Below are 26,793 nucleotides of genomic sequence, written 5' to 3' on the forward strand. Positions count from 1 at the left end.
GCCCCCTTATTGTGCCGCAGCATCAGTCATGGAGAGGCTGACGGCATTAGCGGATGGCGTGTCATTGGTATTGGCGGCGGTAGTGGTCACTTTGACGCCGCTGCGAACACTTTGCAGGTTATTCACCACCACATTTTCCCCCTCTTGCAGACCGCCGGTAACCAGCCACTCGCCGTGGATCATTTCGCCGGTGCTGATGCTGCGCTGTGCGATGGTGTTGTCGCTTTTCACCACATAGACATAAGGCTGCCCTTTGGTGTCATGCATGATGGATTCCTGCGGCACCAAAATGCCCTGCTGCTGGATACCCTGCGGGAAGCTGGCATGGACATACATACCTGGCAGCAATTCGTTACTGGGGTTCGGGAACACGGCACGCAGCACCACGGTGCCGGTGGCGGTATCAACGTTGACTTCCGAGAAGGCCAGTTTGCCTTGTTCGCTATATTTGCTGCCATCTTCCAGCGTCAGACCCACCGCCGCGGTGTTGTCACCCACTTTGGCAATTTTGCCTTCCGCCAGTGCCCGGCGCAGACGCAGCAGATCGGTGGCTGACTCATTCACATCGACATAGATCGGGTTGAGCTGCGTAATGGTGGCAAGGTAGTCCGTCTGCCCGCTGGTCACCAGCGCACCGGCAGTGTAGAGCGAACGGCTGATATGCCCGGAGATCGGCGCTTTTACCAGGGTGTAGTCGAGGTTGACCTTGGCGGTTTCCACATCAGCTTTAGCTTCACGCTCCGCAGCTACCGCGTCATCGTAGGTCTGCTGACTGATGGCATGGGCGGCAGCCAGCGGCTGATAGCGTTTCGCAACCATCGCGTCGTTTTGCCAGGTCGCCATCGCTTTGTCATAAGACGCTTTATAGGTCGCCGGATCAATCTGATACAACGGCTGCCCCTCTTTGACTTCCCCACCTTCGGTGAAGAGGATTTTTTGGATCACACCACTGACCTGCGGGCGCACCTGAGCGGTACGAACCGCATTGGTACGGCCAGGCAATTGCGTGACCAGCGTTACGGGTTCGGTTTTCAGAGTAACAACGCCGACTTGCGGTGTCGCAGACGCGGCGGGTGTCGCTCCACCCTGATCACAGGCTGCCAGTAAAAACACCACGCTGGCAGAAAGAAGTTTCAGGCGCATAGTTTTTCTCAACAAGATTGGGGAAAGTAATGAGAATGATTACTCTCAAGGAAAGTCATTGTAGGCAGGAGGCAATGGCGCAGCTGTTAAGGTTGCGTAAAACATATTTTCGAAACGAAAATGGTAAACCTTTCGTGCGATAAATCGCTGTGTTTTTTAGCTTTTCGCGGGTTTTCGGGTATGCATAGAAGTTATCGCGCGATAAATCGCGCCGCTACGGGATCGTCGACTTTTAGCGCCACTGCTAAACTTTGTCCCCTGATGTAGCGGCGCGATTTATCGCGCTAATTACCCTTTCGGCTCAATGCCACGACGACGTAATTCACGTCGTGCCAGATCCTTTAACCAACAGGACAAGGTGACATTGTCGTCATCGGTCAGTTCGCGTAGCTGATTATGCAATTCGGGATGAATACGCAGCTGAAAAGCCGCTGAGCGGCCCTCGCCTTTCGGCGTTCTGTCTTTGAGTTTTGGCATAGGGTTGTCGACTCAACAAAGGCAATAAATACGCCCCTTACCTGCGCTACCAACACAGTAAGGGGCTGGCGGACCTTGATGGAATGCGACATCGCGGTGCGTTAGGTAATACGTTACACGACGAGATATTTTTTTGTTGGCGGCGGAACGTTAAGAGATAGATAAGAGGTGTGAACGATTAAGCAGGACGATAACAAGCGGTTTGGCCTGGTATCGCAGATAAAAAAAACCCACGCATCTGCGTGGGTCGGTGCAACTGAACAGGGTGAGCAGCATCGGCTGCCATTCTTCACACCAATCAATACCTCTGGGACTTTCATCCTCGCATCATCGGTGTGATGACGACAGCCGGAAAACGCAACCGAATTCAGGGAAATGCAACGAGGTGTGAAAACTCCGCAATCTCGTTTACATCCTGATTTCATTAAGATTTATCTGGTGTCGGTTTACTGTAGATCGCATCCGGCGCAATGTTCATATGTTTCAGCACCGGCCCCATAATGTTGCCGAATACCGGTGCGGCTACCGAACCACCAAAGTGATCCCCGGCGGTTGGATGGTTGATCATCACCACCAGCGCCACTTCAGGATGGCTGGCAGGCGCAATGCCGGCGGTGTAGTTGACGTAACCGCCATCGTACTTGCCGCTGCTCCCCATTTTCTCTGCGGTACCGGTTTTGGTCGCCAGACGATAGCCCGGCACCGCCGCTTTCACCCCGGTGCCGCCCGGCAGGACGTCGCTCTCCAGCATATGCACCACGGTTTGTACCATTTGTGCATCGGCCACCTGGGTGCCCAACACCGGCGGCGTCACCTTGGTTATTGATAACGGTCGGTAGATGCCGTAGGAGCCGAGAGTGGCGTATTCACGCGCAATTTGCAGTGGCGTAACGCGCAGGCCGTAGCCGAAGGCAAAGGTGGCGCGTTCAATATCCGCCCAACGTTCACGATGCAGCGGGAAGTAACCGACACTTTCACCGGTCAGCCCCAGCCCGGTAGGTTTACCGAGGCCAAAGGCCTGATAGGTATTGACCAGCGCTTCCGCAGGCATCGCCAGCGCGATATGGGAAACACCGATATCACTCGATTTCTGCAAAATCCCGGTCATGGTCAGACGCGGCCAGTGGCCGACGTCGCGGATCAGATGGCCGTTGACCGAATAAGGCGAGGTATCAATCACCGAGTCAGGGCGCACCAGATGACGCTCCAGACCTTCCAACACCACCAACGGCTTCACGGTGGAACCGGGTTCGTAACTGTCGTTAATCGCCGAGTTACGCATCTGCGCCGGGGTAGCATCGTCATAGTTGTTGGGGTTGAACGACGGATAGGAGGCCATCGCCAGAATTTCCCCGGTATCGATTTTTACCAACACCGCAGCACCGGAATCGGCCTTGTTGAGCAACACGCCGTCGCGCAACTTGCTAAACAGCGTGTACTGGTCAAATTTGTCGATACTCAGTTGCACCGTCGGCGGCTGCTGCGGTGGCTGGTAATCAATCATCGAGATGATGTCGCCATTTTTATCCTGGCGATAAACCTCTTTACCCTCTTCGCCATGTAACAGGCGATCAAAGCCTTTTTCCAGGCCGTTCAGACCGTTGTTATCCGCGCCAACGATACCAATCAACGGGGCTGCGGCTTCACTCATCGGGTAGAAACGACTGTCGTCATACACCGAGCTGATGCCTTTGAGCTTCAGCGCGGCAATATCTTTGGCGATACTCAGTTCAATTTTTCGCCCGAGATAGAGGAAGCGTTTTTTCGGGTTGGCCACAATCTGCTGCGCCAGTTGGTCCGGGCGCATATTCAGCGCATTCGCCAGGTAGGCCCATTTGGCGCTGGTAAAGTCCGGGTTGCTCTCCAGCACCCGCATCGGGTCAGCAATGATATCGCGCGACGGCACGCTCAGTGCCAGCGCTTCACCATCGCGGTCGAGTAAGGTGCCACGGTTAGTCGGCAACGTCACGGTACGCAGTGAACGCTGATCCGCTTCGTGTTCCAGCATCGGGTGGTTAATCAGCTGCAAATCGCCGACGCGTGCCAGCAACAAGCCCAGACAGGAGAGCACACCCAGACAGATCAGGCGAAAACGAAAGGGATTAAATGGAGCTTGAATCTGGTCTTTTCCCAGAAATTTTTTTATTCGGGGCATGCTATTACCGCGGCGAAGAAATAGATGAACAGGCTATACGCAGCAGTTATAAAGAAACGCGAGGCGGGATAACAGGAAAACTGTGTTTCAGTTCGTTAGCGAAATGTGCGGGCAAAAAAAACCTGCGCATCTGCGCAGGTCGGTGTAATCAAGAAAACTTTTTGATGTTCACCCATCAATACCTCTGGGACCCTGACTGTAGCAAGGCGCAGAGACGGGATGCCATCTCTCAAACGCAACAGTTACCCGCAAAATGTAACCAGCGATGAGATTCTTACTGGATTGTGCAAACCTCATGTTTTTTGATTTCCACCAGGCAACTCATGGCATTTGGCCCCTGGGTTAACGACGAAGTGCCAATATCCAGCGTCAATACATTCGGGTTACCGGCGCGGTCCCACGGCTGCCAGGCGCGGCCAAAGCCGGGGTCAAACCAGGCCCCGGTCGAGATAATCACCACGCCCGGTGTCAGGCCATCGGTGACACGCACGCCTGCCAACATGCGGCCACGCGCGTTGCTGACTTCAATCTCGTCGCCGTCGTTAATTGCACGCGCCGCCGCATCCTGCGGATGCATATACAGGGTTTCACGCCCGGCGGTTTTGTTGGCCTGCACTGTCGCGGTAGCGTCGAGCTGGCTGTGCAGGCGATCGGAGGGTTGAATCGAGATCATATGCAGCGGGAACTGCTCGCTCAGTCTTGCCCCCAGCCACTCCTGCGGCTCACGCCATTCCGGGTGACCGGCGAAATCCTCCAGTTGGTAATCCGCGATGGTCTGGCAAAACAGTTCAATTTTGCCGCTGGCGGTCTGAATCGGATTCGCCACCGGGTTGGCACGAAACGCATCCATAAACACGTAAGGCGCGCCTCCCTGCGGGATTTCGACAAAACCACGCTGCCAGAACTCACCAAACTCCGGGAAGTGGATCCCTTTGCGCGCATGCGCCACCGCGCACTGCTGATAGAGATGCTCAATCCATTGCATCTCATTGCGCCCTTCGGTGAACACCTCGCGATAACCAAGACGATCGGCTAAATCGGCAAAGATATCAAAGTCATGGCGCGCCTGATGCTGCGGTTTAATCGCCTGATGCATCGCCAGCACAAAGCGATCGCGCGAGGAGCCGCCAATATCGTTGCGTTCCAGCGTGGTAGTGGCAGGTAGCACGATATCCGCCATCTGCGCCGCTGGCGTCCAGACGATATCCTGCACCACCACGGTATCCGGGCGCTGCCAGCCTTCGACCAGACGATTCAGTTGCTGATGATGATGGAACGGGTTGCCACCCGCCCAATGCACCAGATGGATATCCGGGTAATGCAACGTCTCGCCCTGGAAGCTGTAGGGCTGGCCGGGGTTGAGCAACATATCACTGATGCGCGCCACCGGAATCGACAGACCAGACGGATTGGGTCCGGTACTCATCAGCGGAGCCGGGCCTTCCTGGCGCGGGTTGCCGACGCTGTTCATCGAACCATGACCAAAGGAGAAACCGCCACCAGGCAAACCGGGCTGACCCAGCATCGACGACAGCGCAATCATCATCCAGTAGGGCTGTTCACCGCGATGGGCGCGCTGTACCGAATAAGAACAGGTGATAAAGCTGCGTTTGCCAATCAGTTGTTGCGCCAGTAACGCAATGCGCGCGGCTGGGATGCCGGTGATCTGGCTGGCCCATTCCGGCGTTTTGGCAATGCCATCATTCTCGCCCAGCAGATAGGCGCGTAGCTGCGGCCAACCGGTGCAGTGGCTGGCGAGAAACGCCTCATCCACCGCCTGACGCCGGGTAATTTCAAAGCCCAGCGCCAGCATCAACGCCACATCGGTATTGGGACGAATTGGAATCCACTCGGCATTGACGAACGCCGGGCAGTCATCACGCATCGGGCTGATGTTAATGATCGGCGTGCCCTTGGCGGTCAGTTGCTCCAGCGCCGGTTTCAGGCTGTGCTGCCCCGCACCACCGGACGCTACCTGAGCATTTTTCAGCGCCAGGCCACCAAAGGCGATAAAGATCTCGGCATGTTCCACCACATCCGGCCAGTCGGTGACTCGGCCGGTCAGCGGCATGTAAGTGCCAATCACATAAGGTAAAAAGAACTGCGCCGCCCCCCAACTGTAGTTGCCCTGCTGGTCAACCCCGCCGCCGCCCTGAAAATAGAAGCGACGGATCAGCGTGCGTGCGTGGTTTACGCGTCCGGCTGAGGACCAGCCATAGGAACCGTTAAAAATACCTGATGCACCGTAACGGTCGCGCACCCGGCGATTTTCCTCCGCCACCAGATCCAGCGCGGTGTCCCAGTCCACTGCGACAAAATCTTCGCGACCACGCAGCGTGCGATCGCTGTTCTCACGGGATTTTAGCCACGAACGACGCACCATCGGCTGGCGAATACGTTTGTCCGAATAAACCAGCTCAGGGATGGTATTCAGCATCGGTGAAGGATCGGCATCGGCGAAGAACGGTTCGCAACCGGTGAGACGGCCATTTTCCGTCACCGCGGTAAAAGCGCCCCAGTGCGCCAGATGTGGCACGCGTGTTTTCATGATTAGGGTCCGGCAGGCAGGTGTGATTCGTTCCGCCAGCATAACATAGGGGCTGCGCCGGGCTAAAGCCTGCCGCGAGCGTCTGATTTTCCGCACTTTTGCGACAGCGCTGGCATTCTGCCGGGTTGCGACGCTGGGGGATTTCCGTAACACTGGAGGCATGTGTAAACGTTTTCCCGGAAGCAGGCTAACGCATGGCTACCATTAAGGATGTCGCCAGAATGGCTGGGGTCTCGGTCGCGACCGTATCCCGCGTGATTAATAATTCCCCCAAGGCCAGCGAGAGTTCACGCCTCGCCGTGACTCAGGCAATGGAGCAGTTGCAATACCACCCAAACGCCAACGCACGCGCGCTGGCACAGCAATCCACCGAAACGCTCGGCCTGGTAGTCGGTGATGTTTCCGACCCGTTCTTTGGCGCGATGGTTAAAGCCGTTGATGAAGTGGCGGGCCAGACTGGCAACTTTTTGCTGATTGGTAACGGTTACCATAACGAGCAAAAAGAGCGTCAGGCGATTGAGCAACTGATGCGCCATCGCTGCGCGGCGCTGGTGGTGCACGCCAAGAAGATCCCGGACGACGATCTGGAGCAACTGATGAAGCAAGTCCCCGGTATGGTGTTGCTGAATCGGTTACTGAAAGGGTTCGAGTCACGCTGCATTGCGCTGGATGACCGCTACGGTGCCTGGCTGGCGACACGCCATTTGATCCAACAGGGCCATACCCAGATTGCTTTCATCTGTTCCACCCACACCATTTCTGACGCCGAAGACCGCCTCCAGGGTTATTACGATGCGTTGAAGGAACATGGTCTGCCGAGTAATGATCGGCTGGTTGCCTGGGGCGAACCGGATGAAGTAGGCGGCGAACAGGCGATGACCGAACTTCTCGGTCGCGGCAAGCAGTTCACCGCAGTGGCCTGTTATAACGATTCGATGGCCGCTGGCGCGCTGGCGGTATTGAGCGATAACGGTATCCGCGTGCCGGAAGAGATGTCGCTGATTGGTTTCGACGATGTGCTGGTATCACGCTACGTGCGCCCGCGTCTGACCACGGTACGTTACCCGATTGTGACCATGGCGCAGCAAGCCGCTCAACTGGCGTTAGCGCTGGCAAACGATTTGCCGATGCCGGAAGTGACCAATATGTTCAGCCCGACGCTGGTACGTCGCCATTCCGTTAGCGGGCCGGGTTAAATTTTATCGTGACCCGTAAGGGCGATGAAAATCGCCCTGGGCATTCATCACAAAATTGGAATACGACTGTTAAATATCCCTCATCTTCTTAACGTTTCTGCCGATACCTGTGCCGGACTTTTCTGGCCTTGCCAGCAAGGATCGATAGAAATTTAAGGAGGAAAGATGAGCATTTCCAGACGTTTACTTCTGGCTCTGGGTTTTATCACCGCGGTTATCATCGCGCAGGGGACGCTGGCTATCAGCTTTATCAGCGGGTTTCAGGATCGCTTCGAGAATGTACAAAGCCGCGCCATTCCCTCAATCAAACTGCTGAGTGACCTCACTGACCGTAGCCAACAACTGTGGCTCAGTTTGTATCAATATCAAAACAGCCCGACAGATTCGCTTGAATCACAGCTGACGCAACAGATCGCCGGCATTCGCGACCAACAGCAGGCTTACCAGAACAACCATATCGCCGATGATAAAGACGCCCAACTGGCGCAACAGGCGACGGACACCCTTAACCTGATGAGCCAGCGTCTGCCCGCGTTTCTCGACGCGGTAAAAGCCAATCAACCGAACGTGCTGGCAAATGCTAACGGTGTCGGCGGCACACTGCAAAAGCTGATTGCCGGTTATCGCCAACAGATGACGCTGAATATGGCGATGGGAGATCAACTCCGTACCACCAACCGCACCATTTTTCATTTTGTCAGTTGGGCGACAGTAGCGGGTATCACCGTGGCGGTGTTGATGATTGTGGTGTTTGCCTTGCTGACCATTAAGCAAATCCGTCGCAGCCTGAATAACATCTCCTCCATCATGGCGCAGGCCATGCAACATCTCGATCTCACGCTCGAAGCGGATGAGAGCCGCAATGATGAAGTGAGCAAAATGGCGGGTTCCTTTAACAAGCTGATGCGCCATATTTCGCAGGCCCTGACGGCGGTGAACAGCGCCGCCAGCTCAGTGAGCAGCGCCTCAACGCAAATTGCCGCCGGTAATGAAGACCTCTCTGCCCGCACCGAACAACAGGCGGCCTCGCTGGAGCAGACCGCGTCGAGCATGACCGAGCTGAGTGAAACGGTACGTCAGACCGCCGATCACACCCGCGATGCTACCCAACTGGCGGATAACGCCAGCAGCCTGTCGCAGCAAAGCACCGAGTCGCTGAATACCATGCTCAGCACTATGAATGACATTCATCTGAGCGCCCTGAAAGTAAAAGACATTACCGGGTTGATTGAGGGCATTGCGTTTCAAACCAATATCCTGGCCCTCAACGCCGCAGTAGAAGCCGCGCGCGCCGGGGAGCACGGTAAAGGGTTTGCCGTGGTGGCAGGGGAAGTGCGGAATCTCTCGCATCGTTCCACCACTGCCGCGCGCGAAATTAAAACGCTGATTGAAGCCTCAACCAATTTGATTGAGTCCGGTGCCCAGCAGGCAGCGCAGGTGGGCGATAGCATCCAATCCGTCAACGAGGTGATATCAAAGGTCAACAGCCTGGTCAGTGAAATCTCTACCGCGGCAGCAGAGCAAAGCCAGGGGATCAGCCAGGTGCATCGGGCGATTGATCAAATGGATGATGTGACGCAGCAGAACGCCGCACTGGTGGAGCAGGCGTCGGCGGCGTCACAGTCGTTGCAGGAACAGGCGGAGCATATGTCACGTCTGGTGGGGGCGTTCCGCTTACACCGGGCATAACCCGTCGCGGCGCGATAAATCGCGCCGCTACGACAGCTTTCGTTGATAAACCCGCACGGGGATTGCGGGGTACTCCAGCGCCTCGCCCGCAAACTGCCAGCCGAAACGCTCGTAATAACCGGCGAAGGTTGACCATAGCCACAGCCGGTTATAGCCACGCTGCCGGGCGTAGTGGATAACATGTTGTTGCAGCGCCTGGCTGACACCCTGCCCGCGGGCATTTTCATCGATATACAACGCCGCCAGCCACGGATGGAGATCCTGGCGGCTGATCAAATCACAACGCCAGAAACCCACGGTGCCAACCGCCCGCCCCGCATCAAGCGCGACAAAAGTGACAGGAAAATCAGCGCCGTTCAGGCTGCTCTGCACAATGCTGGCGTAGAACTCGCGCGTGGTCCCGGCACCAAACGCCTGCCACAACCAGTCGGTTATCTGTTCGGCAAATTGCGGCACTTCATTCAATGGCAGGATCTGCATTACATCAATTTTCCCTGAAAGATCGGCACCGATTCAAACAAATAGCCGTCAAAATCCGGCGCATCGGCATCGGACAACTCCAGCAGGGTATTTTTCACATTTTCCAGGTGCTGCCACATCGCCTGCCACGAACCCATCACATCCCGGCGGCGTAACGCAGCAAGGATCGTTTGATGATCGCCCAGCCACTTCAGACGATAAGCGCGGGTTTCGAACTGCGGGCGCAACTGCTGCCACAGCGGGCTGGCCTCATGATGTCGCCAGACGCTGGTCACGGTGTCCAGCAGCATCTGGTTTTGTGTCGCCCCGGCCAGCAGCAGATGGAATAACTTATCGTTGTCCTGGCTGCTGTCATTGAGCGCGATAGCCCGCTGCTCCTGCTCAAGGGTGCGGCGCAGGTTTTCAATGTCGGCTTTGGTCGCCATTTTGGCGGCAAACGCGGCAATGTTACTTTCCAGCAACTGACGTGCCTGCAACATCTCAAACGGGCCAACATCGCTGCGGAAAAACGCCTCTTCCGCATCATCGCTGTCGGAAGGTATGCGCATCACATACACGCCAGAGCTTTGACGGATATCCACCGTCCCTTCCAGCTCCAGCATCAATAAGGCTTCACGCACGATGGTACGGCTGACGCCCCAGGTCTCGGCCAACTGACGCTCCGGCGGCAGACGTGAGCCAACCGGGTAATGCCCATCAATGATTTGCTGGCGCAGATGCTGACCAATTTCCTGATACTGCTTTTTCTCTTGTGGCGCTTCGGCTTTTTCCACGCTTTCACCTTTTTGCATCATGGCGCGCAAGGTTGCAGCCGCCTCCCTGGCAGGCTGCAACCTGTCTGCAATCTGGCCGCTAGTGTACCAAAGCCAGCGCCTGATCGAGTACCTTTGCACCATTCAGCGTACCGTAAGCAACGGTGTCGATCACCGCAATCGGCAGCTGATAGCTGTCAGTGAGCTTTTTGTTCTCCTCCAGCTTAAAGCGCACCTGTGGGCCGAGCAGCACCACCGCCACCTCGTTGCCGTAGTTTTGTAACTCTTCCCGCAGGTTTTGCTCCGGGATGGCATAGATTTGATACTCAAGACCGCGTGCCGCTGCCTCTTTTTCCATGCGGGTCACCACCATAGAGGTCGACATACCCGCAGCGCAAGCCAGTACGATTCGTTTCATCTTCGCGTCCTTATTTCATTTCATCATCAATGTTGACTGTCAGCTGTTGGCTGTCGCGCAGCTGACGAAACCAGTGCGCCGACTTTTTCATTCGCCGCTGGCGTTGGTTATCCAGGTCAATTTCAATTAATCCGTAGCGGTTTTTAAACGCATTCATTGGCGAGACGTTATCGGTGAAGGCCCACAGCATATAACCCTGACAATTGCTGCCCGCCTCCCTGGCGCGCACCGCCTGATACAGATGCTCGGCAATAAAGGTGATACGGTAGTCGTCCTGAATTTCCCCCTGTGCGTCTTTAAAACGGGCTTCGTTTTCAATGCCCATACCACTTTCCGCTACAAACCACGGCAGGTTGCCGTACTCCTCCTTCATGCGTTGTGCCATGTCATAGATGATGCGCGGCTGAATTTCCCAACCCCGCGAGGTATTCATGCGGCGGCCTGGTAACTCGAAATGTTCGTAGTAATAAGCGGGATGGAATGGCGTTTCCGGATGCCAGGCGCGCGACGGGGCTTTTACCCGGTGCGGATAGTAGAGATTTAACCCGACCTCATCGACGGTGTTGGCCGCGATAATCGCCAGTTCCTCGGGCGTTACCTCCCATTGCACCTGGTGCTTTTCCAGCAACTGCACCAGCTCGACGGGATACTCCCCTTTGATCGCCGGGTCGAGAAACACCCGGTTGTAGAACAGGTCATAGATCTTCGCCGCTTTAACATCATGCGCCGCCGACGAGCGCGGATAAGTGACTTCCGGGTTGAGGATGGTGCCTACCGTCCCGGCATAGCCCTGCTGGCGGAACAGTTGTACCACCTTCGCTGTCGCGAGATTTTTATGGTGATTCCACTGCATCCATTTGTGGGTGTTCTGCTCATACGGCCAACGCAACGCATCCAGATAGACACGGGTCTGCACCACAATCGGTTCGTTGAAGACAAACCAGCGCGTCACTTTTCCGGCATAGCGGGCAAAAACCTGCGCGACATAGCGGGTAAACAGCTCCACCACATGCTTTGACTGCCAGCCACCGTACTGCTCCAGCAACTGTGCCGGGAGTTCGTAATGTTCAAGGCACAACATCGGTTCAATACCGTTGCGCTGCATTTCATCAATCAGTTGGTCGTAATAGGCCGCGTATTCCTCATCCACCACCGCGTTTTCATAATCGGTGAGAAAGCGTGACCAGTTGATCGAAGTGCGATAGTGCGTCAAACCTGCCGCTTTCATCAGCGCGACATCTTCGCGGAAACGGTTGATAAAATCCGTCGCCACCGCCGGACCGTAACCGTTATGCCAGACATGACGATCGTTGGTATACCAGGCATCCAGATACGAATCCTGCCCCGGCTTCTTGCCGCTCCAACCCTCGGTTTGCCACGCCGATGCTGCCGCACCCAAAATAAAGCCGTCCGGCAGTGGGATGTTGTAGGTACTCATGTTTGCTCCTTAGTTTTGCGCCAGTTCCGGTTGCAGATTTTTCGCTTCTGCCGCCTCGGCACGACGCGCCGCCACCTTCACAAACGGCAGGTAAATCAATACGGACACGCAGATACAGATGATTTGCGTCACCACCGCGCCCATTGAACCGGCGGTGGAGAGCCAGGCGTTGATGATCGGCGGGGTGGTCCAGGGCACCATCACCACCGCTTTTCCGGCAAAGCCCATCACCGTGGCGAAATAGCCAATCGAACCGGTTACCAGCGGGGTAATGATGAAGGGAATGGCGAGGATCGGGTTGAGCATAATCGGCATACCAAAGATCACCGGTTCGTTGATGTTGAACAGCCCCGGCCCGAGCGACAGCTTGGCAATTTCGCGCATCTCTTTGCGTTTGGTCGCCAGCATCACGGCGGTCAGTAAACCAATGGTTAAGCCGGAGCCGCCGATGCTCATATACACATCCCAGAACGGCATGGTGATGATATTTGGCACCTCTTTGCCCTGCTCGAAGGCGTTCATATTGACCAAAATCGCCCCCAGCAACAGCGGTTCGCGAATCGGCTTAATCATCTGGTTGCCGTGGATGCCAATCACCCAAAACAGTTGCGCGACAAACATCAGCAACAGAATGCCCCACAGGCTCTGCATCACCGACTCCAGTGGTTGCTGCACCACCTTGTAGACCGCATCGTACAGGTACATGCCGGTAACCTGATGGAAGATAAAGCCGAAGGTAGCAACCAGCGTGACGGTGATGATCGACGGGATGAGCGCGGAGAAAGAGGCCGAGACATTGGGTGGCACGGTATCCGGCATTTTGATTTTCAGTCGTTCCACATTTTCCAGGCGGCAATAAATCTCCACCGACAGGATGGCGATAAACATGCCGAGGAACAGGCTTTTGGTGTCGGAGAACTGTTTCGCCAGCACATCGGTGACCAGATGCATCTGACCATCCACCAGCATCTGCAAGGTGGTTGGGGTAACCGAGACGAAGCAGATAATTGCCAGCAAGCCGGGGAACAGCGTTTTGATGCCGTTGATACGCCCCAGCTCGATACCAATCAGGAACACCGCGCCAATGTTAAGAAAACTCAGCGTGGCGTAGTTGATGCTGCTGGTGATCGGTTTCAGATCGGCGAGAAACGCCAGCGCCTGGAAACTGGCGAGGCCGTTCTTCGCATCCAATACCATGTTGGAGATCAATACCGAAAACGCGCCGACGATGATCACCGGCATCAGCGTAATAAACGAGGCTTTGATCGCCATGATATAGCGGTAGCTATTGAAACGCGTGGCAAAGCTACCCAGAGAATCGATAAGACGGTCCTGTAGAGACATTGGTTCAACCCTCAGCGGTTTGAATGGAGCATTCCTGTGTTGTGCATCAGCTTCCGTGTCTGTGGCATACCAAAATGGCGATAATTGTGTTTTCTTTCTGTGATCCTGCTCGCGGAACTTATTTTTGGTATTCCGGTAGCATCAAAAATATGAATTTGGCATACCAATAAGCGAGGCGAGGATGGATTTTGAACAAACGATGATGGAGTTGCTGATAAATGCCGGTGAAGCACGATCGCAGGCGATGATGGCGATCCAGCAGGCGCGCAAAGGGGACTGGGAAGGTGCCGATGCCGCGCTGGCCGCGTCAGATGAGGCTGCGAAAGCGGCTCATAAGATCCAGACCGCGCTGATTGGGGCGGATGAAGGCTGCGGCAAAGTGCCGGTGACGTTGATTCTGGTGCATGCGCAGGACCATCTGATGACCGCGATGCTGTGCCGGGATTTGGCGGGGGAATTAGTCTTATTGCGCAAAGAACTGCTTAGTCCGTAGCGGCGCGATCTATCGCGCACAAAATTGCGCGATAAATCGCGCCGCTACGGAAGGGGGCGGGGCTTACAGCTCCAGCGCCAGCAACTCCTGGATAGTCTGCGCACGGCGGATCTCACGCGCGGTGCCGTTTTCAAACAGAACTTCCGGGATCAATGGGCGGCTGTTGTAGTTCGATGACATCGACGCACCATAGGCCCCGGTATCATGGAACACCAGATAATCACCGATCTGCACCGCAGGCAGCGCGCGGGTTTCCACTTTGCCACCTTCGAGTTGGGTAAATACATCACCCGACTCGCACAGTGGACCGGCAATCACGCTCTCCACTGTCTGGCTGTCATTCACCGTACGGCCATCGGCAGGCAGCAACGAAATATGGTGATAGCTACCGTACATCGCCGGACGCATCAGATCGCTGAATCCGGCATCCACCAGTACAAAGTGGCGGCTGCCCATCTCTTTCACCGCACGTACCTGAGACACCAACACGCCGGACTCCGCCACCAGGAAACGACCCGGTTCAATTTCCAGTTTCACCGGATGACCAAGGTGCGCCGCGATACGTTCGCGCGCGCCGTTCCACAGGCCATAGTAGTGATCGGTATCAATCGCCTCTTCACCCACACGGTAAGGGATCGACAAACCGCCACCGGCAGAGATCGCCTCCAGGTCCTGACCAAAGCTCACCACCTGATCCACCATCGCATCACATACCTGTTGCAGATGGCCGTAATCGACACCGGAACCGATATGCATATGCAGACCGACGAGGCGCAGACCGTGCTGCTGAATCGCCTCCAGTGCCTGTGGCAGGTCGCTGTGCCAGATGCCGTGTTTGCTGTTCTCACCGCCGGTGTTGGTTTTCTGGCTGTGGCCGTGGCCAAAGCCAGGGTTGATACGCAGCCATACCGCATGGCCTGTCGATACGGCACCGAGTTGATGCAGCATATCCACTGAACCGGCGTTAACCGGAACTTTCAGTTCGGCGATGCGCGCCAGCGTGGGCTGGTCCAGCACATCGGCGGTGAACACGATATCTTCGCCGCCCGGCTGATAACCCGCCGCCAGCGCACGCTCGATTTCACCCAGCGAGACGGAGTCAACTTTCACCCCTGCCGCGCGCATCAGGCGCAGAATATGAATATTTGAACACGCCTTTTGGGCGAAACGCACCACGTCGAACTGGTTCAACTGGGCAATGCGCTGCTGAATGACGCTGGCATCATAGGCCCAGAACGGGCCGCTGTAGTGCTGAGCCAGCGGTAGCAAATTGGCGGCGGTCAACGCGGTTTCGGTGTTATTCAGTGGACGTGGCATAGCAATTCTCCTGTGACGTTAACGCTATTTAGCCACAGCCATACCATGCAGAAAAATATCTGTTTTAGCAGCAGCTATGCAAATATGATATGGATTGAACGGAGGGCGTGATGGCAAAGATTAACTGGCGACATATCGAAATTTTCCATGCGGTGATGACCAGCGGCAACCTGACGCAGGCGGCCACGCTGCTGCATACCTCGCAGCCTACCGTCAGCCGAGAGCTGGCGCGGCTGGAACAGCAGCTTGGCCTGCAACTGTTTGAACGTGTGCGTGGTCGGTTACAACCCACGGTACAGGGATTACGCCTGTTTGAAGAGGTGCAACGCTCGTGGTACGGGCTGGATCGCATCATGGATGCCGCCGACGGCCTGCGTCAGTTCCGTCAGGGCGAACTCTCCATCGCCTGTCTGCCGGTGTTTTCCCAGTCGCTGCTGCCACCACTGTGCCAACCGTTTTTGCAACGCTATCCCCAGGTCAGTATGAACATCATCCCGCAGGAGTCGCCGTTGCTGGAGGAGTGGCTGTCGGCGCAGCGTTACGATCTGGGCCTGACGGAAACCCAGCACGCTCCGGCTGGCACCGAACGCGTTGCACTGCTGACCTGCGATGAGGTATGCGTACTGCCGCCGCAGCATCCACTGTGTCAGCGCGCGGTGCTGACGCCGCAAGATTTCCAGGGCGAGAACTATGTCAGCCTGTCGCGTAGCGATAGTTATCGCCAGCTACTGGATTCGTTGTTTCATGAGCAGGGGGTTGAACGGCGGTTGGTGCTGGAGACGCATAGCGCCGCATCGGTGTGCGCGATGGTACGCGCGGGCGTGGGGGTTTCGATTGTTAACCCGCTGACGGCGCTGGATTACGCCGACAGCGGCGTGGTGATGCGACGCTTCAGCATTGCGGTGCCATTCACCATCAGCCTGGTACGGCCGCAGCATCGCCCGGCTTCTGCGCTGGTGGACCACTTCTGCGACCATCTGCAACAACAGGTCGCGGCGTTCCCCCAGCGCATTGCCGAGCGTCTGGTTTAAGCGCGCACCGCCTCGCCCTGCCCGCCGGATTTACGGAAGGTGATCAGGCAAACAATCAGACCAATCGCCGCCAGCGCCGCTGCCGCGACCGGCACTGCCGTCAGGCCGTAGCCTTTGTCGATCACCGCACCGCCAACCCAGGCACCGAGCGCATTGCCAACGTTAAACGCGGAGATGTTCAGCGTCGACACCAGGTTGGGGGCATCTTTGCCATGACGTACCACGTTAATTTGCAGACCCGGTACGGTGGCGAAGGTCGCCATCGCCCACAGGAACAGCGTAATCTCGGCCAGCCACAGCGCATGGCTGGTCCAGCTAAACAGCAGTGAAAACAGCGCAATCAGTGAGAAGCTGAGGACCAGGCTGAAAGAGACTTTCCAGTCGGCCAGCTTGCCGCCGAGGATGTTACCGACCGTCAGGCCCGCGCCAATCAGGAACAACGTCCAGCTCACGCCACGATCGCTGATGCCGGTGACCTGCAACAACAGCGGCGCAATGTAGCTGAACAACGCGAACATGGCAGCGGCAAAGCACACCGTCATCAGCAGCGACAACCACAGCTTGCCATTCGCCAGCGCACTGACTTCACTTGCCAGATGCACCGGTTTCTCTTCTTTGTTGGTCGGCAGGCTGACAATCAACGCGACAAACGCAAGGATGCCGATAATCGCTACACCCCAGAAGGTGGCGCGCCAACCAAACATCTGACCAAACCAGGTGCCTAAAGGTACGCCCAGTACGTTTGCCAGCGTCAGGCCGGTGAACATCAGGGCGACAGCCGATGCCTGACGACTCGGCGCAACCAGGCTGGCCGCCACCACTGAACCGATACCAAAAAATGCACCGTGGCACAGCGCGGTGACGATACGCGCCATCATCAGCAGATCGTAGCTGTAGGCCAGCGCGCACAATACGTTGCCGATGATAAAGATGCTCATCAGCAGTACCAGAGTACGTTTACGCGGCAGTTTGGCGGTCAGTAGCGCCATAATTGGCGCGCCAATGGCGACACCCAGCGCATAGCCACTGATCAGCCATCCCGCAGAGGGAATCGACACCTGGAGATCGCCCGCCACTTCCGGTAGCAATCCCATGATGACAAATTCCGTGGTGCCGATGGCGAACGCACTCAGCGCCAGCGCCAGTAATGCAACAGGCATAACACACTCTCCCAATAACGATAATTTTGCAGGCGGGCCACCCCACGAACGTGGAATGGTTACAGCGGACGCTTATAAATTTTTGAACTGCGTCACATTGAGTATTAAAGCATAGCCACCTTCGGGCATACACCCCGGTTGCAGCAAGGATATTTTGCCGTCACCGCAATAATTGTTCACATCTGTTAATGGACCTTTTGCAATTAGGCCTTTTCCCATTTCTCTCACGAAGCTGATTTTTCACGCTATTCTTGAACACTGGTTGTGATCACCCTCTCATTTTGACGGCGATCCACTCCTTAAAGGAAATTTACGCGTTGCCGATACCCCAATGGATTGCCTGGTAATGTCTCGTCATTCTTCAAAGGGGAGAGCGTATGCGATGGCTCATGGCCTTAACGATCGGCTGCCTGAGTGGCTGTTCTGTCGGACACTACGAGTACAGTAAAGAAGCAGAAAAACGGGTCGATATGACCTTCACCGGTATTCCGACAGTGCTGGGTGTCGGTTCGCTGGGCAGCGTTATCCCGCTCACCCCTGAATACAGCCTGACGGCTGCCCATGTGGCGAAATACTCATTGTATCGAGTGAAGGCATGGCACCCGGAATGCGATCTCGCCGTGGTATATCACAAAAATGATGAGGCGAATCTGCCTCCGCATTTTCGCAATGGCCGGATTGGCGACGACGTCAATCTCTACGGCTACAGCTTTATTACCGCGCTGCCGGTGGCGTCCAACGGGCAGAATCTGATCAATACCACGCTGGTAAATGACTGGAATAAAGCCAGTTGCGTGGTGGTTGCCGCCAATGCTGGCGTGGTGAAAGGCATGTCTGGCGGCGCGGTGTACAACGCCAGCGACAATACCCTGGCCGGGGTTATCGTGGGCTACAGCAGCCGGATTAACGACAACCACAGTGGGAAGACGTTGTACAAGGATGTGGCGCTGTACGTGCCTTATGGACGCTTCCAGAAGTGGCTGGATGGGGTGATGAAGTCGTAAGTGCGGCCTGTTGCCCTCACCCCGGCCCTCTCCCGCAAGACGGGAGAGGGGGAGCGTGCCATATGCTCGATCGGTCCCCTCTCCCGCTGGCGGGAGAGGGTTAGGGTGAGGGTCAGGGCACCCACGGCCCCTGTAATTTCACCTGCGGGAAACCGCTGGTCAGAATGCGCAACTCCGCGTCGCGCGGCGTGTTATCGCCCTGCCCCTGAATACTGACGATATCCTGCGGGCAGGCCGAGAACGCCACAAAACAATCCATTTCGGCGCGCAGCACAATGTAATCGCCCGGTTTGGTCACCACCGGCAGCGTCTTCAGGGTGATGCCATCTGGTTGTACCTGAATATTCATAAAGATATTGAACGACGCCAGATTGCCGTGCGGCAGTGTCACCCCCAGCTCTGCCAGCCCTTCATGCAGGTTATCGTGACAGTTGCGGTGCGGTTCGGTGCAGCCCAGCAGTTCATAACGGCGGGCATCGCAGGCGGCCATAAAGGTGTCGTGCACGCCTGGCGAGGTGTCAGCCACCAGCGTCAGAATCGGGTGGCGCTGGCTGGTGATAAAGCTATCGCCCACCTTTGGGTTGAGGCGCTGGTTCCAGACACGCGTCGCCTCCATACACATATACTCGCTCACGTCTTCCGCGTTATAAGCCCAGCAATCCACCACCTGGGTGCCATGCAGGTTGATCACCTGTACCGCTTCGCCCTTGTTGAGACGAACGGCTTTACCGTAGCGCGCCGGGATAGTGACGATCGCGCGTTGCTGAAATTCAGCTGACATGTTGTTCTCCAGATTAATGCTGCATGCCGCGACGATAGCGCGTCATGCGGGATTCAAGACAACGCGCCAGCCAGTCAATCAAGCTGTTCAGCAGCCAGTAGCAGAGTGCTACCGTCAGGTAGATCTCCAGCGGCGCGTAGGTATCAGAAATTGCCTGTTTGGCGGCGTACATAAACTCCTGCACCGAAACAATCGACAACAGCGCAGAGTCTTTAATCAAACCAATGGTTAACCCCACCAGCGGCGATAACATTTGCGGCAGCGTCTGCGGCAGTACCACATCACGCAGTTGCTCGCTGCGGCTAAGACCGAGTACGCGGCACGCCTCCCACTGGCCTTGCGGCAGCGCGGCAATCGCGGCGCGGATGACCTGCGCGATGTAAGGGGCGTAGTAGAGCGTTAACGCCAGCACCCCAACTACCGGTGAAGAGAGGGTGATGTCATACTCCGGCAGCACGAAATAGAGCAGATAGATCACCACCAGCAAGGGCAGCGCCAGGGTTAACCCGCTGTAGAGGTTGAGAATTTTTAGCCAGAACGGCGAGGCGCGCATCAGCATCCACGCCATCAACATCCCCCACAGTAAGGAACAGAGGGCCGCCACCGCACACAGTTGCAGAGTGGCAATCAGGCCGTCACCTAACGACGGCAATGAAGTCACAATCGCTTGCCAATCCATTATGCCAGCCTCCGTTTCGCTTCCAGTCGCCGTGCCGCGCTAATCAGTGGCAAAGCAATTAACAGATACCCCGCTGCCACCAACAGCAACACCTGAGTCGCATCATAAGTGCGGGCGATAACGATCTGACCGGCATAGGTCAGTTCCGTCAGCGCCACCACCGAGGCCAGCGGAGTGGTTTTCAGCAAAATGGTGAATTCATTCACCAGCATTGGCAGGCTGGCGCGCATGACCTGGGGATTGATGACATACCACCAGGTCAGCGCGCGGCTTAACCCCAGCGTCCGGGCGGCCTCCAGCTGACCGCGCGTTACCAGACTGCGGTTAACGCGCAGGATTTCCGCCACGTACGCACCACTGTTCAGACCAATCGCCACCACAGCTGCAAGCATCGGCTGACCACCCAGCCCCAGGCGCGGTAGAGTAAAAAACACCACAAACAGCTGAACAATGGCCGGGGTGCCACGCATCAGGCTCACGTAGAGACGGCCAATAAAGCGCCAGATCCAGGCACGGCGCAGTTGCAGGAAACAGCCAAGCTGCCCCATCACTACGCTCACCATTGACGCCAGTACCGTCAGCACCAGCGTCATCAGCAGACCGTGCCCCAGTTCCGGCAGCGCGGCTATTACCTGTTGATCCAGCCCCATTGCTTACTCCGCGTTAAAATCCGTCAGGTTTTCCGCCACTGACAACCGCAGCGGTGCGGGCTTGTCATTCCCCTCAATGCCGGTATTGCAGGCGGAAACGATGAAACGCGTGTCCATCACCACGCGACAGGTAATGCTGTCACCTGGCTGGGTAAGGTTTTGTTCCGGCAGGATGTCGCCTTCACGCGTCAGTTTGACATGCATAAACAGGTTGATCGGGTCCGGCAGTTTCGGCACCGTCATGCCCAGACGCGCCAGTTCGCCGCTGACCGCTTCGATACAGCCTTCGCCGCCGTAGCCTCGCTCTGCCAGAAACGCCGTGGTGGAACCGGGCAGCAGCAGGTCGTGACGTTTGACGCTATCTTTGCCCAACACCATCATCGGACGACGACGGTTGTTGACCAGGCGCATCCCGGAACCCAACAGGTAGCTGTTGCTGAATACGCGGGTATGATGCACCGACAGCCACACCGCCGGGTCTTGCAGGCTAAAACCGAACAACGACGCGACCGCCCCTTCACCCAGCGCAGTGATACGCAGCAGTTGACCACGCAGCACACGAATCGACGCCACACCTCCCGCGGCGACCTCAATCGGTGCTGCGAGGGTGCGCACCGCGGTTTCTTCATAACTCTCACGCATTAACAGCATGCGACTTCTCCTCGGCGTGGTAGTGATCGCTAACGCGAATATCGATGGGCGTCACCTGTAAACCATTGCCCGGAATGATGTCCTGCGGGCAGGAAGAGACGGAGCAAATCAGGTCGCACAGTGCTTCAAAGGTGATGCTGTCGCCCGCTTTGCTGTGGGGGTCGGTCACCTCCATACGGCCATCGGCAGTGACCGGACCGTTCTGGAACAGGTTGAACGGCTCCGGCAGGCTGAAATAGGTCACGCCATAGGCCTTCATACCTTCCAGCAGGTTATCCACGCAGTTGCGATGACCTTCGACGCCGAAATCCACACTGAAGCGGGTGCGATCGCAGGCCGGCACGTTGGCATCGTGAATGCCGATGGTGTCGGCAACGATGCGCAACAGGGGACGGTTCTCGCTCGACCACAACGCATCACCCGGTTTGAAAAACAGCGAACGCAGATGCTGACGGGTATGGACTGGCGACAGCTTTTCGTTCAGGTCGTCGGCATTGACCGCGACAAAATCCGCGGCCTGCTGCCCTTCGCTATCAATGACGGTAATAAACTGCCCTTTGCGCACACGGAAGGTTTTGCCGTGGCCCGCCGGGACCGTCAGGGTTGACTGACACATAATTACTCCTGGGGAATGAAATCGCTGGCCGGTACGGTAAAGGTGGTGCCGAGGTACTGCTGTTGCAGTTTGGTCAGCTCGCCATCTTTCTGCATCGCCAGAATGTGGTCGCTCAGGGCCTTGTTCAGGCTGCCGTCTTCTTTACGCGTTGCCCAGCCCATCCATTGTGACGGACCGACTTCTCCGACCTGCGCCACTTTGCTCGGGTACTTCTTCACCACCGGTGCCAGCACGGAGATATCGTCGTAGACGAAATCCGCGCGTTTGGTCATCAGGGTGCTGACGGTTTGATCCAGCGAATCGACGCTGATGATGGTGATCGGTTTCTTACCGGCTTTTTTCAGCTCGTCGTTAAAGCCTTTCAACAATTGTTCTGGCACGCTGGCGCTTTTCACGGCACCGCGCAGGCCGGACAGGCTTTCCGGGCTGAGGGTTTTGCCGCTAAAGGTTTTGGCTTCATCTTCGCGCACCAACACGCCATTGACGGTTTTGCTGTAGGGCACGGTGAACAGCACTTTTTTCGCCCGTTCGGCGGTGACGTTGAGGGAGGAACCTTCGGCGTTAAACGAACCGGAAATCAGGCCCGGCAAAATGCCGCTGAAGGCGGTTTTCTGAAACTCCAGTTTCACGCCGAGATCTTTGGCGAAGGATTGCATGATCGCCACGCTGTAGCCGGTGATCGCGCCGCTGTCGTCGGTGTACTCATACGGAGGAAATGTCGGGTCGATACCGACGGTGATTTTGCCGCTGCTTTTGATATCGGCCAGCGTATCGGCTTGCGCCTGTGCCAGCGATCCAACAGATAAAAGTGCGGCGATGAGCCAAGCGGTTTTTTTCATTATGGTGTTTCCCTGGTGTTGGTGAAATGTCTTTTTCTTCTGAGCATATTTTGTGCCAGATTTTTCACACACCACGCATACCAGGGTCGGGAAACTCACTTTTCCCTGTACAATCATAAAGAAACATTTGTTTCTTAATTTATATTAGTCGTTTCTGTGGTTTCATAGATTGAAAAGAGAGATGCCCGCCAGTGCACTTTTTCGGTGCAATGGCGGGCGCAATATGCGCCAGCGTGGGGCGTTATTCGAGTTCGTCGAGGGATTGGTGCAGCGCTTCAACCTGGGCGAGGTAATCGTTGCTGGCTTTGCCCATCTCGCGCGCCACCAGGGAGCACAGCAAGTTGCAGATGCCGGAGAGCGCAGCGGTGCTGTCAAAAATCAGGCTACTGTCGGTGTGGCAGCGTACCACCCATTGCGCATGGCGGGCCGGTTTACCGGACAGCACATCGGCCAGATACAGCATCGGTACCTGGCGCTCGGCCAGCGCATTCATCGCTGCCTCCAACGCTGGCATACGACGACGCAGGCCAACGCAAATCACCACATCCTGTTCATTCAGTGATGCCAGATGCTCCGCCAGCGAATCGCCGGGACGCGGCAGCAGGCGTACGTCAGGGTGAACGTGGATCAGATCGCGATAGATCAGTTGCGCAATGGTCTGGCTATGACGCCAGCCCATCACTACCACGCGCCGTGCGCGGGCGATGGCGCTGACCGCGTCCTGCAACTGGCTGCTCTCCAGCGTGCGATAGCTGTTCACCAGATTGGCGATCTCTTTTTCCAGATGCTGCTGCATGATGCTGTCGAGCGGTGAAGCGCTGGGTGCGGCTTGCAGATAAAGCGGTGAACCGCTGCTCTGCATATCACGCGCCTGACGGCGAGCGGCTTCGTAGCTTTCATAACCGAGGTGGCGGAAAAAACGCGTGGTGGTGGCTTTGGAAACCCCGGCGCTGTGCGCCAGTTCAGTGGCGGTATTCATGGCGAGCTGGCCTGGGGCTGCCAGCAGTACGTCGGCCAGCCGCTGTTCGTGGCTGGAGAGTTGCTCCCAGTGCTGACGAATCCGGCCTTCCAGTGATGCCGTTTTTGCACTCATGGTGGATCCCTGAAAATAAAAAAACCATCCTGCACAGAGCGTGCCGGGTTGTCATCTGGATTTTTTAATGGAAAAAAAAGGTCGGCATCAATGCCGACCTTTTCCGGATGTAGCGGCGCGATTTATCGCGCGGGGTTTCCCACATCGTGCACTGGACTACGCGATTAATCGCGCCGCTACGGATGGTGTGATTATTTACCTGAAGGGCGCAACGCCGGGAACAGGATTACGTCGCGAATGGTGTGGCTGTTGGTAAACAACATCACCATACGGTCGATACCAATACCCAGACCGGCAGTTGGCGGCAGACCATGTTCCAGCGCGGTGACATAGTCTTCGTCATAGAACATCGCTTCGTCATCACCGGCATCTTTAGCGTTCACCTGTTGCAGGAAACGCTCAGCCTGATCTTCCGCATCATTCAGCTCGGAGAAGCCGTTACCGATTTCACGACCACCGATGAAGAATTCAAAGCGATCGGTGATTTCCGGGTTCTCGTCGTTACGACGTGCCAGCGGTGACACTTCTGCCGGATATTCGGTGATGAAGGTCGGCTGGATCAGATGCGCTTCGGCGGTTTCTTCGAAGATCTCGGTTACCACGCGGCCCAGACCCCAGCTCTTCTCGACTTTGATGTGCAGTGAGTTGGCAATCGCCACGGCTTTGTCGAAATCATCCAGATCCGCCAGATCAGTTTCCGGACGGTACTTTTTGATCGCTTCGCGCATGGTGAGTTTTTCGAACGGCTTGCCGAAATCGAAGGTGTTCTCACCGTACGGGACTTCCGTGGTGCCGAGAACGTCCTGCGCCAGGGTACGGAACAGGCTTTCGGTCAGCTCGATCAGATCTTTGTAATCCGCATACGCCATGTAGAGTTCCATCATGGTGAACTCTGGATTGTGACGTGGAGAGATGCCTTCGTTACGGAAGTTACGGTTGATCTCAAAAACGCGATCAAAACCGCCAACCACCAGACGCTTCAGATACAGTTCCGGCGCAATACGCAGGTACATATCGATGTCGAGCGCATTGTGATGGGTGATAAACGGACGGGCTGACGCACCACCCGGGATCACCTGCATCATCGGGGTTTCCACTTCCATAAAGTCGCGACCAACCATGAACTGACGAATGCCCGCCATGATTTTTGAACGCACCTGGAAGGTGTGACGCGATTCGTCGTTGGCAATCAGGTCCAGGTAACGCTGACGATAACGGGTTTCCTGATCGGCCAGGCCGTGGAATTTGTCCGGCAGAGGACGCAGCGCTTTGGTCAGCAGACGCAGTTCTGAGCAGTGGATTGACAGCTCACCGGTTTTGGTTTTGAACAGCTTACCGCGGGCGCCGAGGATATCGCCGAGATCCCACTTCTTGAATTGCTCGTTGTAGACGCCTTCCGCCAGATCATCGCGCGCCACGTACAACTGAATGCGGCCACCGACGTCCTGCAACGTGATGAATGACGCTTTGCCCATGATACGGCGGGTCATCATACGACCGGCAACACTGACCTCGATGCCAAGGTCTTCCAGCTCTTCGTTGCTCTTTTCGTCATAGCTGGCGTGCAGCTGATCGGAGGTGGTGTCACGGCGAAAATCGTTAGGAAACGCCACGCCGGTTTCACGCAGCGCGCTGAGTTTTTCGCGACGCGTTTTCAGTTCGTTATTTAACTCAAGTGCGGCATCAGCGCTCTGCGGTTGTTGTTCAGACATGTCGGTTCCTTATAGCCCTGCTTTTAAACTTGCTTCAATAAAACGATCGAGATCGCCATCCAACACCGCCTGGGTGTTACGCGTTTCTACGCCAGTACGCAGATCTTTGATGCGCGAATCATCGAGAACGTATGAACGGATCTGGCTGCCCCAGCCGATGTCAGATTTGTTATCTTCCGCCGCCTGTTTCTCAGCATTTTTCTTTTGCATCTCAAGCTCATACAGCTTCGCTTTCATCTGCTTCATGGCCTGATCTTTGTTCTTATGCTGCGAACGATCGTTCTGACACTGGGTCACGGTGCCAGTCGGAATGTGGGTGATACGTACCGCAGATTCCGTACGGTTAACGTGCTGACCACCCGCGCCCGAAGCACGGTAAACGTCAATACGCAGATCTGCCGGGTTGATTTCGATATCAATATCGTCATCCACTTCCGGATAGATAAAGGCAGAACTGAAGGAGGTGTGACGACGGCCACCCGAGTCAAACGGACTCTTACGCACCAGGCGATGGACGCCGGTTTCGGTACGCAGCCAGCCGAAAGCATATTCGCCAGAAACACGAATGGTGGCGGATTTCAGACCGGCCACTTCACCTTCTGACTCTTCAATAATCTCGGTTTTGAAGCCTTTGGCTTCTGCCCAGCGCAGGTACATGCGCATCAGCATGCTGGCCCAGTCCTGCGCTTCGGTGCCGCCGGAACCGGCTTGCAGGTCGATGTAGCAGTCGGCGCTGTCGTATTCACCGGAGAACATACGACGGAATTCCAGTTCACCCAGCTTGGTTTCCAGCACGTCCAGCTCGGCAATGGTGTCGTTGAAGGTTTCTTCGTCGTCGGCTTCAACCGCCAGCTCCAGCAGGCCCTGCACATCTTCCAGCCCCTGATACATCTGGTCCAGGGTGCCGACGATGATTTCTAACGACGAACGTTCTTTACCCAGCGCTTGCGCACGCTCAGGTTCGTTCCAGACGTCAGGTTGTTCCAGCTCGGCGTTTACTTCTTCGAGGCGTTCTTTCTTGGCATCGTAGTCAAAGATACCCCCTAAGAACGTCGCTGCGCTCGGTGAGGTCCTGAATACGGTTTTTGACCGGGTTGATTTCAAACATGGCTTTTCAGTCTTTTTTG

General features: G+C 56.2%; 25 protein-coding genes. 5 read left to right on the top strand and 20 right to left on the bottom strand.

Annotated elements, in window-relative coordinates:
- Nucleotides 1–6 precede the first annotated feature (6 nt).
- The 4 genes from AC6I8R_RS16575 to AC6I8R_RS16590 all read right to left on the bottom strand — a co-directional run bounded on the left by AC6I8R_RS16575 (nucleotide 7) and on the right by AC6I8R_RS16590 (nucleotide 6,323).
- Nucleotides 7–1,143, bottom strand: coding sequence for an efflux RND transporter periplasmic adaptor subunit (locus tag AC6I8R_RS16575; protein WP_208723697.1), 1,137 nt, complete (start codon nucleotides 1,141–1,143; stop codon nucleotides 7–9).
- Between the two features lie 288 nt (nucleotides 1,144–1,431).
- A complete protein-coding gene (locus AC6I8R_RS16580) occupies nucleotides 1,432–1,620 on the bottom strand; it encodes a hypothetical protein (RefSeq protein WP_021184590.1) in 189 nt (62 codons plus the stop codon).
- A gap of 424 nt (nucleotides 1,621–2,044) precedes the next feature.
- Nucleotides 2,045–3,775, bottom strand: coding sequence for a penicillin-binding transpeptidase domain-containing protein (locus AC6I8R_RS16585; RefSeq protein WP_021184591.1), 1,731 nt, complete (start codon nucleotides 3,773–3,775; stop codon nucleotides 2,045–2,047).
- Nucleotides 3,776–4,049: 274 nt separating this feature from the next.
- The gene (locus tag AC6I8R_RS16590; RefSeq protein ID WP_208723695.1) at nucleotides 4,050–6,323 is read right to left on the bottom strand and encodes a molybdopterin-dependent oxidoreductase; all 2,274 of its coding nucleotides are present in this window, start codon (nucleotides 6,321–6,323) and stop codon (nucleotides 4,050–4,052) included.
- Nucleotides 6,324–6,517: 194 nt separating this feature from the next.
- Between AC6I8R_RS16590 and galR the strand changes: the two genes are divergently transcribed.
- Nucleotides 6,518–7,519, top strand: a complete 1,002-nt coding sequence (gene galR, locus AC6I8R_RS16595) for an HTH-type transcriptional regulator GalR (RefSeq protein WP_036626566.1) — start codon at nucleotides 6,518–6,520, stop codon at nucleotides 7,517–7,519.
- A gap of 165 nt (nucleotides 7,520–7,684) precedes the next feature.
- Complete coding sequence (locus tag AC6I8R_RS16600) at nucleotides 7,685–9,208, top strand: methyl-accepting chemotaxis protein (RefSeq protein WP_415175245.1); 1,524 nt, start codon at nucleotides 7,685–7,687, stop codon at nucleotides 9,206–9,208.
- Nucleotides 9,209–9,235: 27 nt separating this feature from the next.
- On the opposite strand, the gene AC6I8R_RS16605 is transcribed toward AC6I8R_RS16600, so the two are convergent.
- The 5 genes from AC6I8R_RS16605 to AC6I8R_RS16625 all read right to left on the bottom strand — a co-directional run bounded on the left by AC6I8R_RS16605 (nucleotide 9,236) and on the right by AC6I8R_RS16625 (nucleotide 13,640).
- Nucleotides 9,236–9,688 (bottom strand): GNAT family N-acetyltransferase, encoded by a 453-nt coding sequence (locus AC6I8R_RS16605; RefSeq protein WP_497832599.1) that lies wholly within the window; start codon nucleotides 9,686–9,688, stop codon nucleotides 9,236–9,238.
- Nucleotides 9,688–10,461: an FCD domain-containing protein gene (locus AC6I8R_RS16610; RefSeq protein ID WP_208725551.1), complete on the bottom strand. Its 774-nt coding sequence runs from the start codon at nucleotides 10,459–10,461 to the stop codon at nucleotides 9,688–9,690. The genes AC6I8R_RS16605 and AC6I8R_RS16610 overlap by 1 nt, the downstream gene beginning before the upstream one ends.
- 79 nt (nucleotides 10,462–10,540) lie before the next feature.
- Nucleotides 10,541–10,858 (bottom strand): PTS sugar transporter subunit IIB, encoded by a 318-nt coding sequence (locus AC6I8R_RS16615; protein ID WP_021184597.1) that lies wholly within the window; start codon nucleotides 10,856–10,858, stop codon nucleotides 10,541–10,543.
- Between the two features lie 10 nt (nucleotides 10,859–10,868).
- Complete coding sequence (locus AC6I8R_RS16620) at nucleotides 10,869–12,296, bottom strand: glycoside hydrolase family 1 protein (RefSeq protein ID WP_497832600.1); 1,428 nt, start codon at nucleotides 12,294–12,296, stop codon at nucleotides 10,869–10,871.
- A gap of 9 nt (nucleotides 12,297–12,305) precedes the next feature.
- Nucleotides 12,306–13,640 carry a PTS sugar transporter subunit IIC gene (locus tag AC6I8R_RS16625; RefSeq protein ID WP_497832601.1) on the bottom strand — a complete coding sequence of 445 codons (1,335 nt, stop codon included), beginning with the start codon at nucleotides 13,638–13,640 and terminating at the stop codon, nucleotides 12,306–12,308.
- A gap of 181 nt (nucleotides 13,641–13,821) precedes the next feature.
- On the opposite strand from AC6I8R_RS16625, the gene AC6I8R_RS16630 reads away from it, so the two are divergent.
- The gene (locus tag AC6I8R_RS16630) at nucleotides 13,822–14,133 is read left to right on the top strand and encodes a PTS lactose/cellobiose transporter subunit IIA (RefSeq protein ID WP_208723692.1); all 312 of its coding nucleotides are present in this window, start codon (nucleotides 13,822–13,824) and stop codon (nucleotides 14,131–14,133) included.
- A gap of 63 nt (nucleotides 14,134–14,196) precedes the next feature.
- Here the strand turns inward: AC6I8R_RS16630 and lysA are convergent, their stop codons facing one another.
- The gene (lysA, locus tag AC6I8R_RS16635; protein WP_415175248.1) at nucleotides 14,197–15,450 is read right to left on the bottom strand and encodes a diaminopimelate decarboxylase; all 1,254 of its coding nucleotides are present in this window, start codon (nucleotides 15,448–15,450) and stop codon (nucleotides 14,197–14,199) included.
- Nucleotides 15,451–15,560: 110 nt separating this feature from the next.
- Between lysA and AC6I8R_RS16640 the strand changes: the two genes are divergently transcribed.
- The gene (locus tag AC6I8R_RS16640; RefSeq protein ID WP_415175249.1) at nucleotides 15,561–16,481 is read left to right on the top strand and encodes a LysR family transcriptional regulator; all 921 of its coding nucleotides are present in this window, start codon (nucleotides 15,561–15,563) and stop codon (nucleotides 16,479–16,481) included.
- Here the strand turns inward: AC6I8R_RS16640 and AC6I8R_RS16645 are convergent.
- The gene (locus AC6I8R_RS16645; RefSeq protein WP_415175250.1) at nucleotides 16,478–17,641 is read right to left on the bottom strand and encodes an MFS transporter; all 1,164 of its coding nucleotides are present in this window, start codon (nucleotides 17,639–17,641) and stop codon (nucleotides 16,478–16,480) included. The two genes, AC6I8R_RS16640 and AC6I8R_RS16645, sit on opposite strands and share 4 nt — an antisense overlap.
- A 377-nt stretch (nucleotides 17,642–18,018) precedes the next feature.
- Here AC6I8R_RS16645 and AC6I8R_RS16650 point away from each other — a divergent pair, with 377 nt between their 5' ends.
- Nucleotides 18,019–18,645: a hypothetical protein gene (locus AC6I8R_RS16650; RefSeq protein WP_036626568.1), complete on the top strand. Its 627-nt coding sequence runs from the start codon at nucleotides 18,019–18,021 to the stop codon at nucleotides 18,643–18,645.
- 112 nt (nucleotides 18,646–18,757) lie between these two features.
- Here AC6I8R_RS16650 and AC6I8R_RS16655 read toward each other — a convergent pair whose 3' ends face one another.
- The 9 genes from AC6I8R_RS16655 to prfB form a co-directional block, all read right to left on the bottom strand.
- Entirely contained in the window at nucleotides 18,758–19,426 is a 669-nt protein-coding gene (locus AC6I8R_RS16655) for a DUF1989 domain-containing protein (protein WP_208723689.1), read from the bottom strand.
- A gap of 13 nt (nucleotides 19,427–19,439) precedes the next feature.
- Nucleotides 19,440–20,105 carry an amino acid ABC transporter permease gene (locus AC6I8R_RS16660; RefSeq protein ID WP_415175251.1) on the bottom strand — a complete coding sequence of 222 codons (666 nt, stop codon included), beginning with the start codon at nucleotides 20,103–20,105 and terminating at the stop codon, nucleotides 19,440–19,442.
- Nucleotides 20,105–20,755, bottom strand: coding sequence for an amino acid ABC transporter permease (locus tag AC6I8R_RS16665; RefSeq protein WP_415175252.1), 651 nt, complete (start codon nucleotides 20,753–20,755; stop codon nucleotides 20,105–20,107). The genes AC6I8R_RS16660 and AC6I8R_RS16665 overlap by 1 nt, the downstream gene beginning before the upstream one ends.
- A gap of 3 nt (nucleotides 20,756–20,758) precedes the next feature.
- Nucleotides 20,759–21,406, bottom strand: coding sequence for an urea carboxylase-associated family protein (locus AC6I8R_RS16670; protein WP_497832602.1), 648 nt, complete (start codon nucleotides 21,404–21,406; stop codon nucleotides 20,759–20,761).
- The gene (locus tag AC6I8R_RS16675) at nucleotides 21,390–22,022 is read right to left on the bottom strand and encodes a DUF1989 domain-containing protein (protein ID WP_021184609.1); all 633 of its coding nucleotides are present in this window, start codon (nucleotides 22,020–22,022) and stop codon (nucleotides 21,390–21,392) included. The genes AC6I8R_RS16670 and AC6I8R_RS16675 overlap by 17 nt, the downstream gene beginning before the upstream one ends.
- A 2-nt stretch (nucleotides 22,023–22,024) precedes the next feature.
- Complete coding sequence (locus AC6I8R_RS16680) at nucleotides 22,025–22,861, bottom strand: transporter substrate-binding domain-containing protein (protein WP_036626570.1); 837 nt, start codon at nucleotides 22,859–22,861, stop codon at nucleotides 22,025–22,027.
- A 241-nt stretch (nucleotides 22,862–23,102) separates the two neighbouring features.
- Nucleotides 23,103–23,954, bottom strand: coding sequence for a MurR/RpiR family transcriptional regulator (locus AC6I8R_RS16685; RefSeq protein ID WP_021184611.1), 852 nt, complete (start codon nucleotides 23,952–23,954; stop codon nucleotides 23,103–23,105).
- Between the two features lie 191 nt (nucleotides 23,955–24,145).
- On the bottom strand, nucleotides 24,146–25,666 hold the full coding sequence (gene lysS / locus AC6I8R_RS16690) for a lysine--tRNA ligase (RefSeq protein ID WP_208723684.1): 1,521 nt from the start codon (nucleotides 25,664–25,666) through the stop codon (nucleotides 24,146–24,148).
- 9 nt (nucleotides 25,667–25,675) lie between these two features.
- A protein-coding gene (gene prfB / locus AC6I8R_RS16695; protein WP_152521887.1) for a peptide chain release factor 2 occupies nucleotides 25,676–26,774 on the bottom strand; the annotation gives its coding sequence in 2 pieces (ribosomal slippage) (nucleotides 25,676–26,698 and nucleotides 26,700–26,774; 1,098 coding nt in all).
- Nucleotides 26,775–26,793: the final 19 nt, after the last annotated feature.

The sequence above is a fragment of the Pantoea sp. X-Soil-OKNW-713 genome, assembly GCF_059730685.1.

Coding starts and splice junctions, on each gene's coding strand:
- AC6I8R_RS16575 (WP_208723697.1), bottom strand. CDS start 1,143: ATGCGCCTGAAACTTCTTTCTGCCAGCGTGGTGTTTTTACTGGCAGCC.
- AC6I8R_RS16580 (WP_021184590.1), bottom strand. CDS start 1,620: ATGCCAAAACTCAAAGACAGAACGCCGAAAGGCGAGGGCCGCTCAGCG.
- AC6I8R_RS16585 (WP_021184591.1), bottom strand. CDS start 3,775: ATGCCCCGAATAAAAAAATTTCTGGGAAAAGACCAGATTCAAGCTCCA.
- AC6I8R_RS16590 (WP_208723695.1), bottom strand. CDS start 6,323: ATGAAAACACGCGTGCCACATCTGGCGCACTGGGGCGCTTTTACCGCG.
- galR (WP_036626566.1), top strand. CDS start 6,518: ATGGCTACCATTAAGGATGTCGCCAGAATGGCTGGGGTCTCGGTCGCG.
- AC6I8R_RS16600 (WP_415175245.1), top strand. CDS start 7,685: ATGAGCATTTCCAGACGTTTACTTCTGGCTCTGGGTTTTATCACCGCG.
- AC6I8R_RS16605 (WP_497832599.1), bottom strand. CDS start 9,688: ATGCAGATCCTGCCATTGAATGAAGTGCCGCAATTTGCCGAACAGATA.
- AC6I8R_RS16615 (WP_021184597.1), bottom strand. CDS start 10,858: ATGAAACGAATCGTACTGGCTTGCGCTGCGGGTATGTCGACCTCTATG.
- AC6I8R_RS16620 (WP_497832600.1), bottom strand. CDS start 12,296: ATGAGTACCTACAACATCCCACTGCCGGACGGCTTTATTTTGGGTGCG.
- AC6I8R_RS16625 (WP_497832601.1), bottom strand. CDS start 13,640: ATGTCTCTACAGGACCGTCTTATCGATTCTCTGGGTAGCTTTGCCACG.
- AC6I8R_RS16630 (WP_208723692.1), top strand. CDS start 13,822: ATGGATTTTGAACAAACGATGATGGAGTTGCTGATAAATGCCGGTGAA.
- lysA (WP_415175248.1), bottom strand. CDS start 15,450: ATGCCACGTCCACTGAATAACACCGAAACCGCGTTGACCGCCGCCAAT.
- AC6I8R_RS16640 (WP_415175249.1), top strand. CDS start 15,561: ATGGCAAAGATTAACTGGCGACATATCGAAATTTTCCATGCGGTGATG.
- AC6I8R_RS16645 (WP_415175250.1), bottom strand. CDS start 17,641: ATGCCTGTTGCATTACTGGCGCTGGCGCTGAGTGCGTTCGCCATCGGC.
- AC6I8R_RS16650 (WP_036626568.1), top strand. CDS start 18,019: ATGCGATGGCTCATGGCCTTAACGATCGGCTGCCTGAGTGGCTGTTCT.
- AC6I8R_RS16655 (WP_208723689.1), bottom strand. CDS start 19,426: ATGTCAGCTGAATTTCAGCAACGCGCGATCGTCACTATCCCGGCGCGC.
- AC6I8R_RS16660 (WP_415175251.1), bottom strand. CDS start 20,105: ATGGATTGGCAAGCGATTGTGACTTCATTGCCGTCGTTAGGTGACGGC.
- AC6I8R_RS16665 (WP_415175252.1), bottom strand. CDS start 20,755: ATGGGGCTGGATCAACAGGTAATAGCCGCGCTGCCGGAACTGGGGCAC.
- AC6I8R_RS16670 (WP_497832602.1), bottom strand. CDS start 21,406: ATGCTGTTAATGCGTGAGAGTTATGAAGAAACCGCGGTGCGCACCCTC.
- AC6I8R_RS16675 (WP_021184609.1), bottom strand. CDS start 22,022: ATGTGTCAGTCAACCCTGACGGTCCCGGCGGGCCACGGCAAAACCTTC.
- AC6I8R_RS16680 (WP_036626570.1), bottom strand. CDS start 22,861: ATGAAAAAAACCGCTTGGCTCATCGCCGCACTTTTATCTGTTGGATCG.
- AC6I8R_RS16685 (WP_021184611.1), bottom strand. CDS start 23,954: ATGAGTGCAAAAACGGCATCACTGGAAGGCCGGATTCGTCAGCACTGG.
- lysS (WP_208723684.1), bottom strand. CDS start 25,666: ATGTCTGAACAACAACCGCAGAGCGCTGATGCCGCACTTGAGTTAAAT.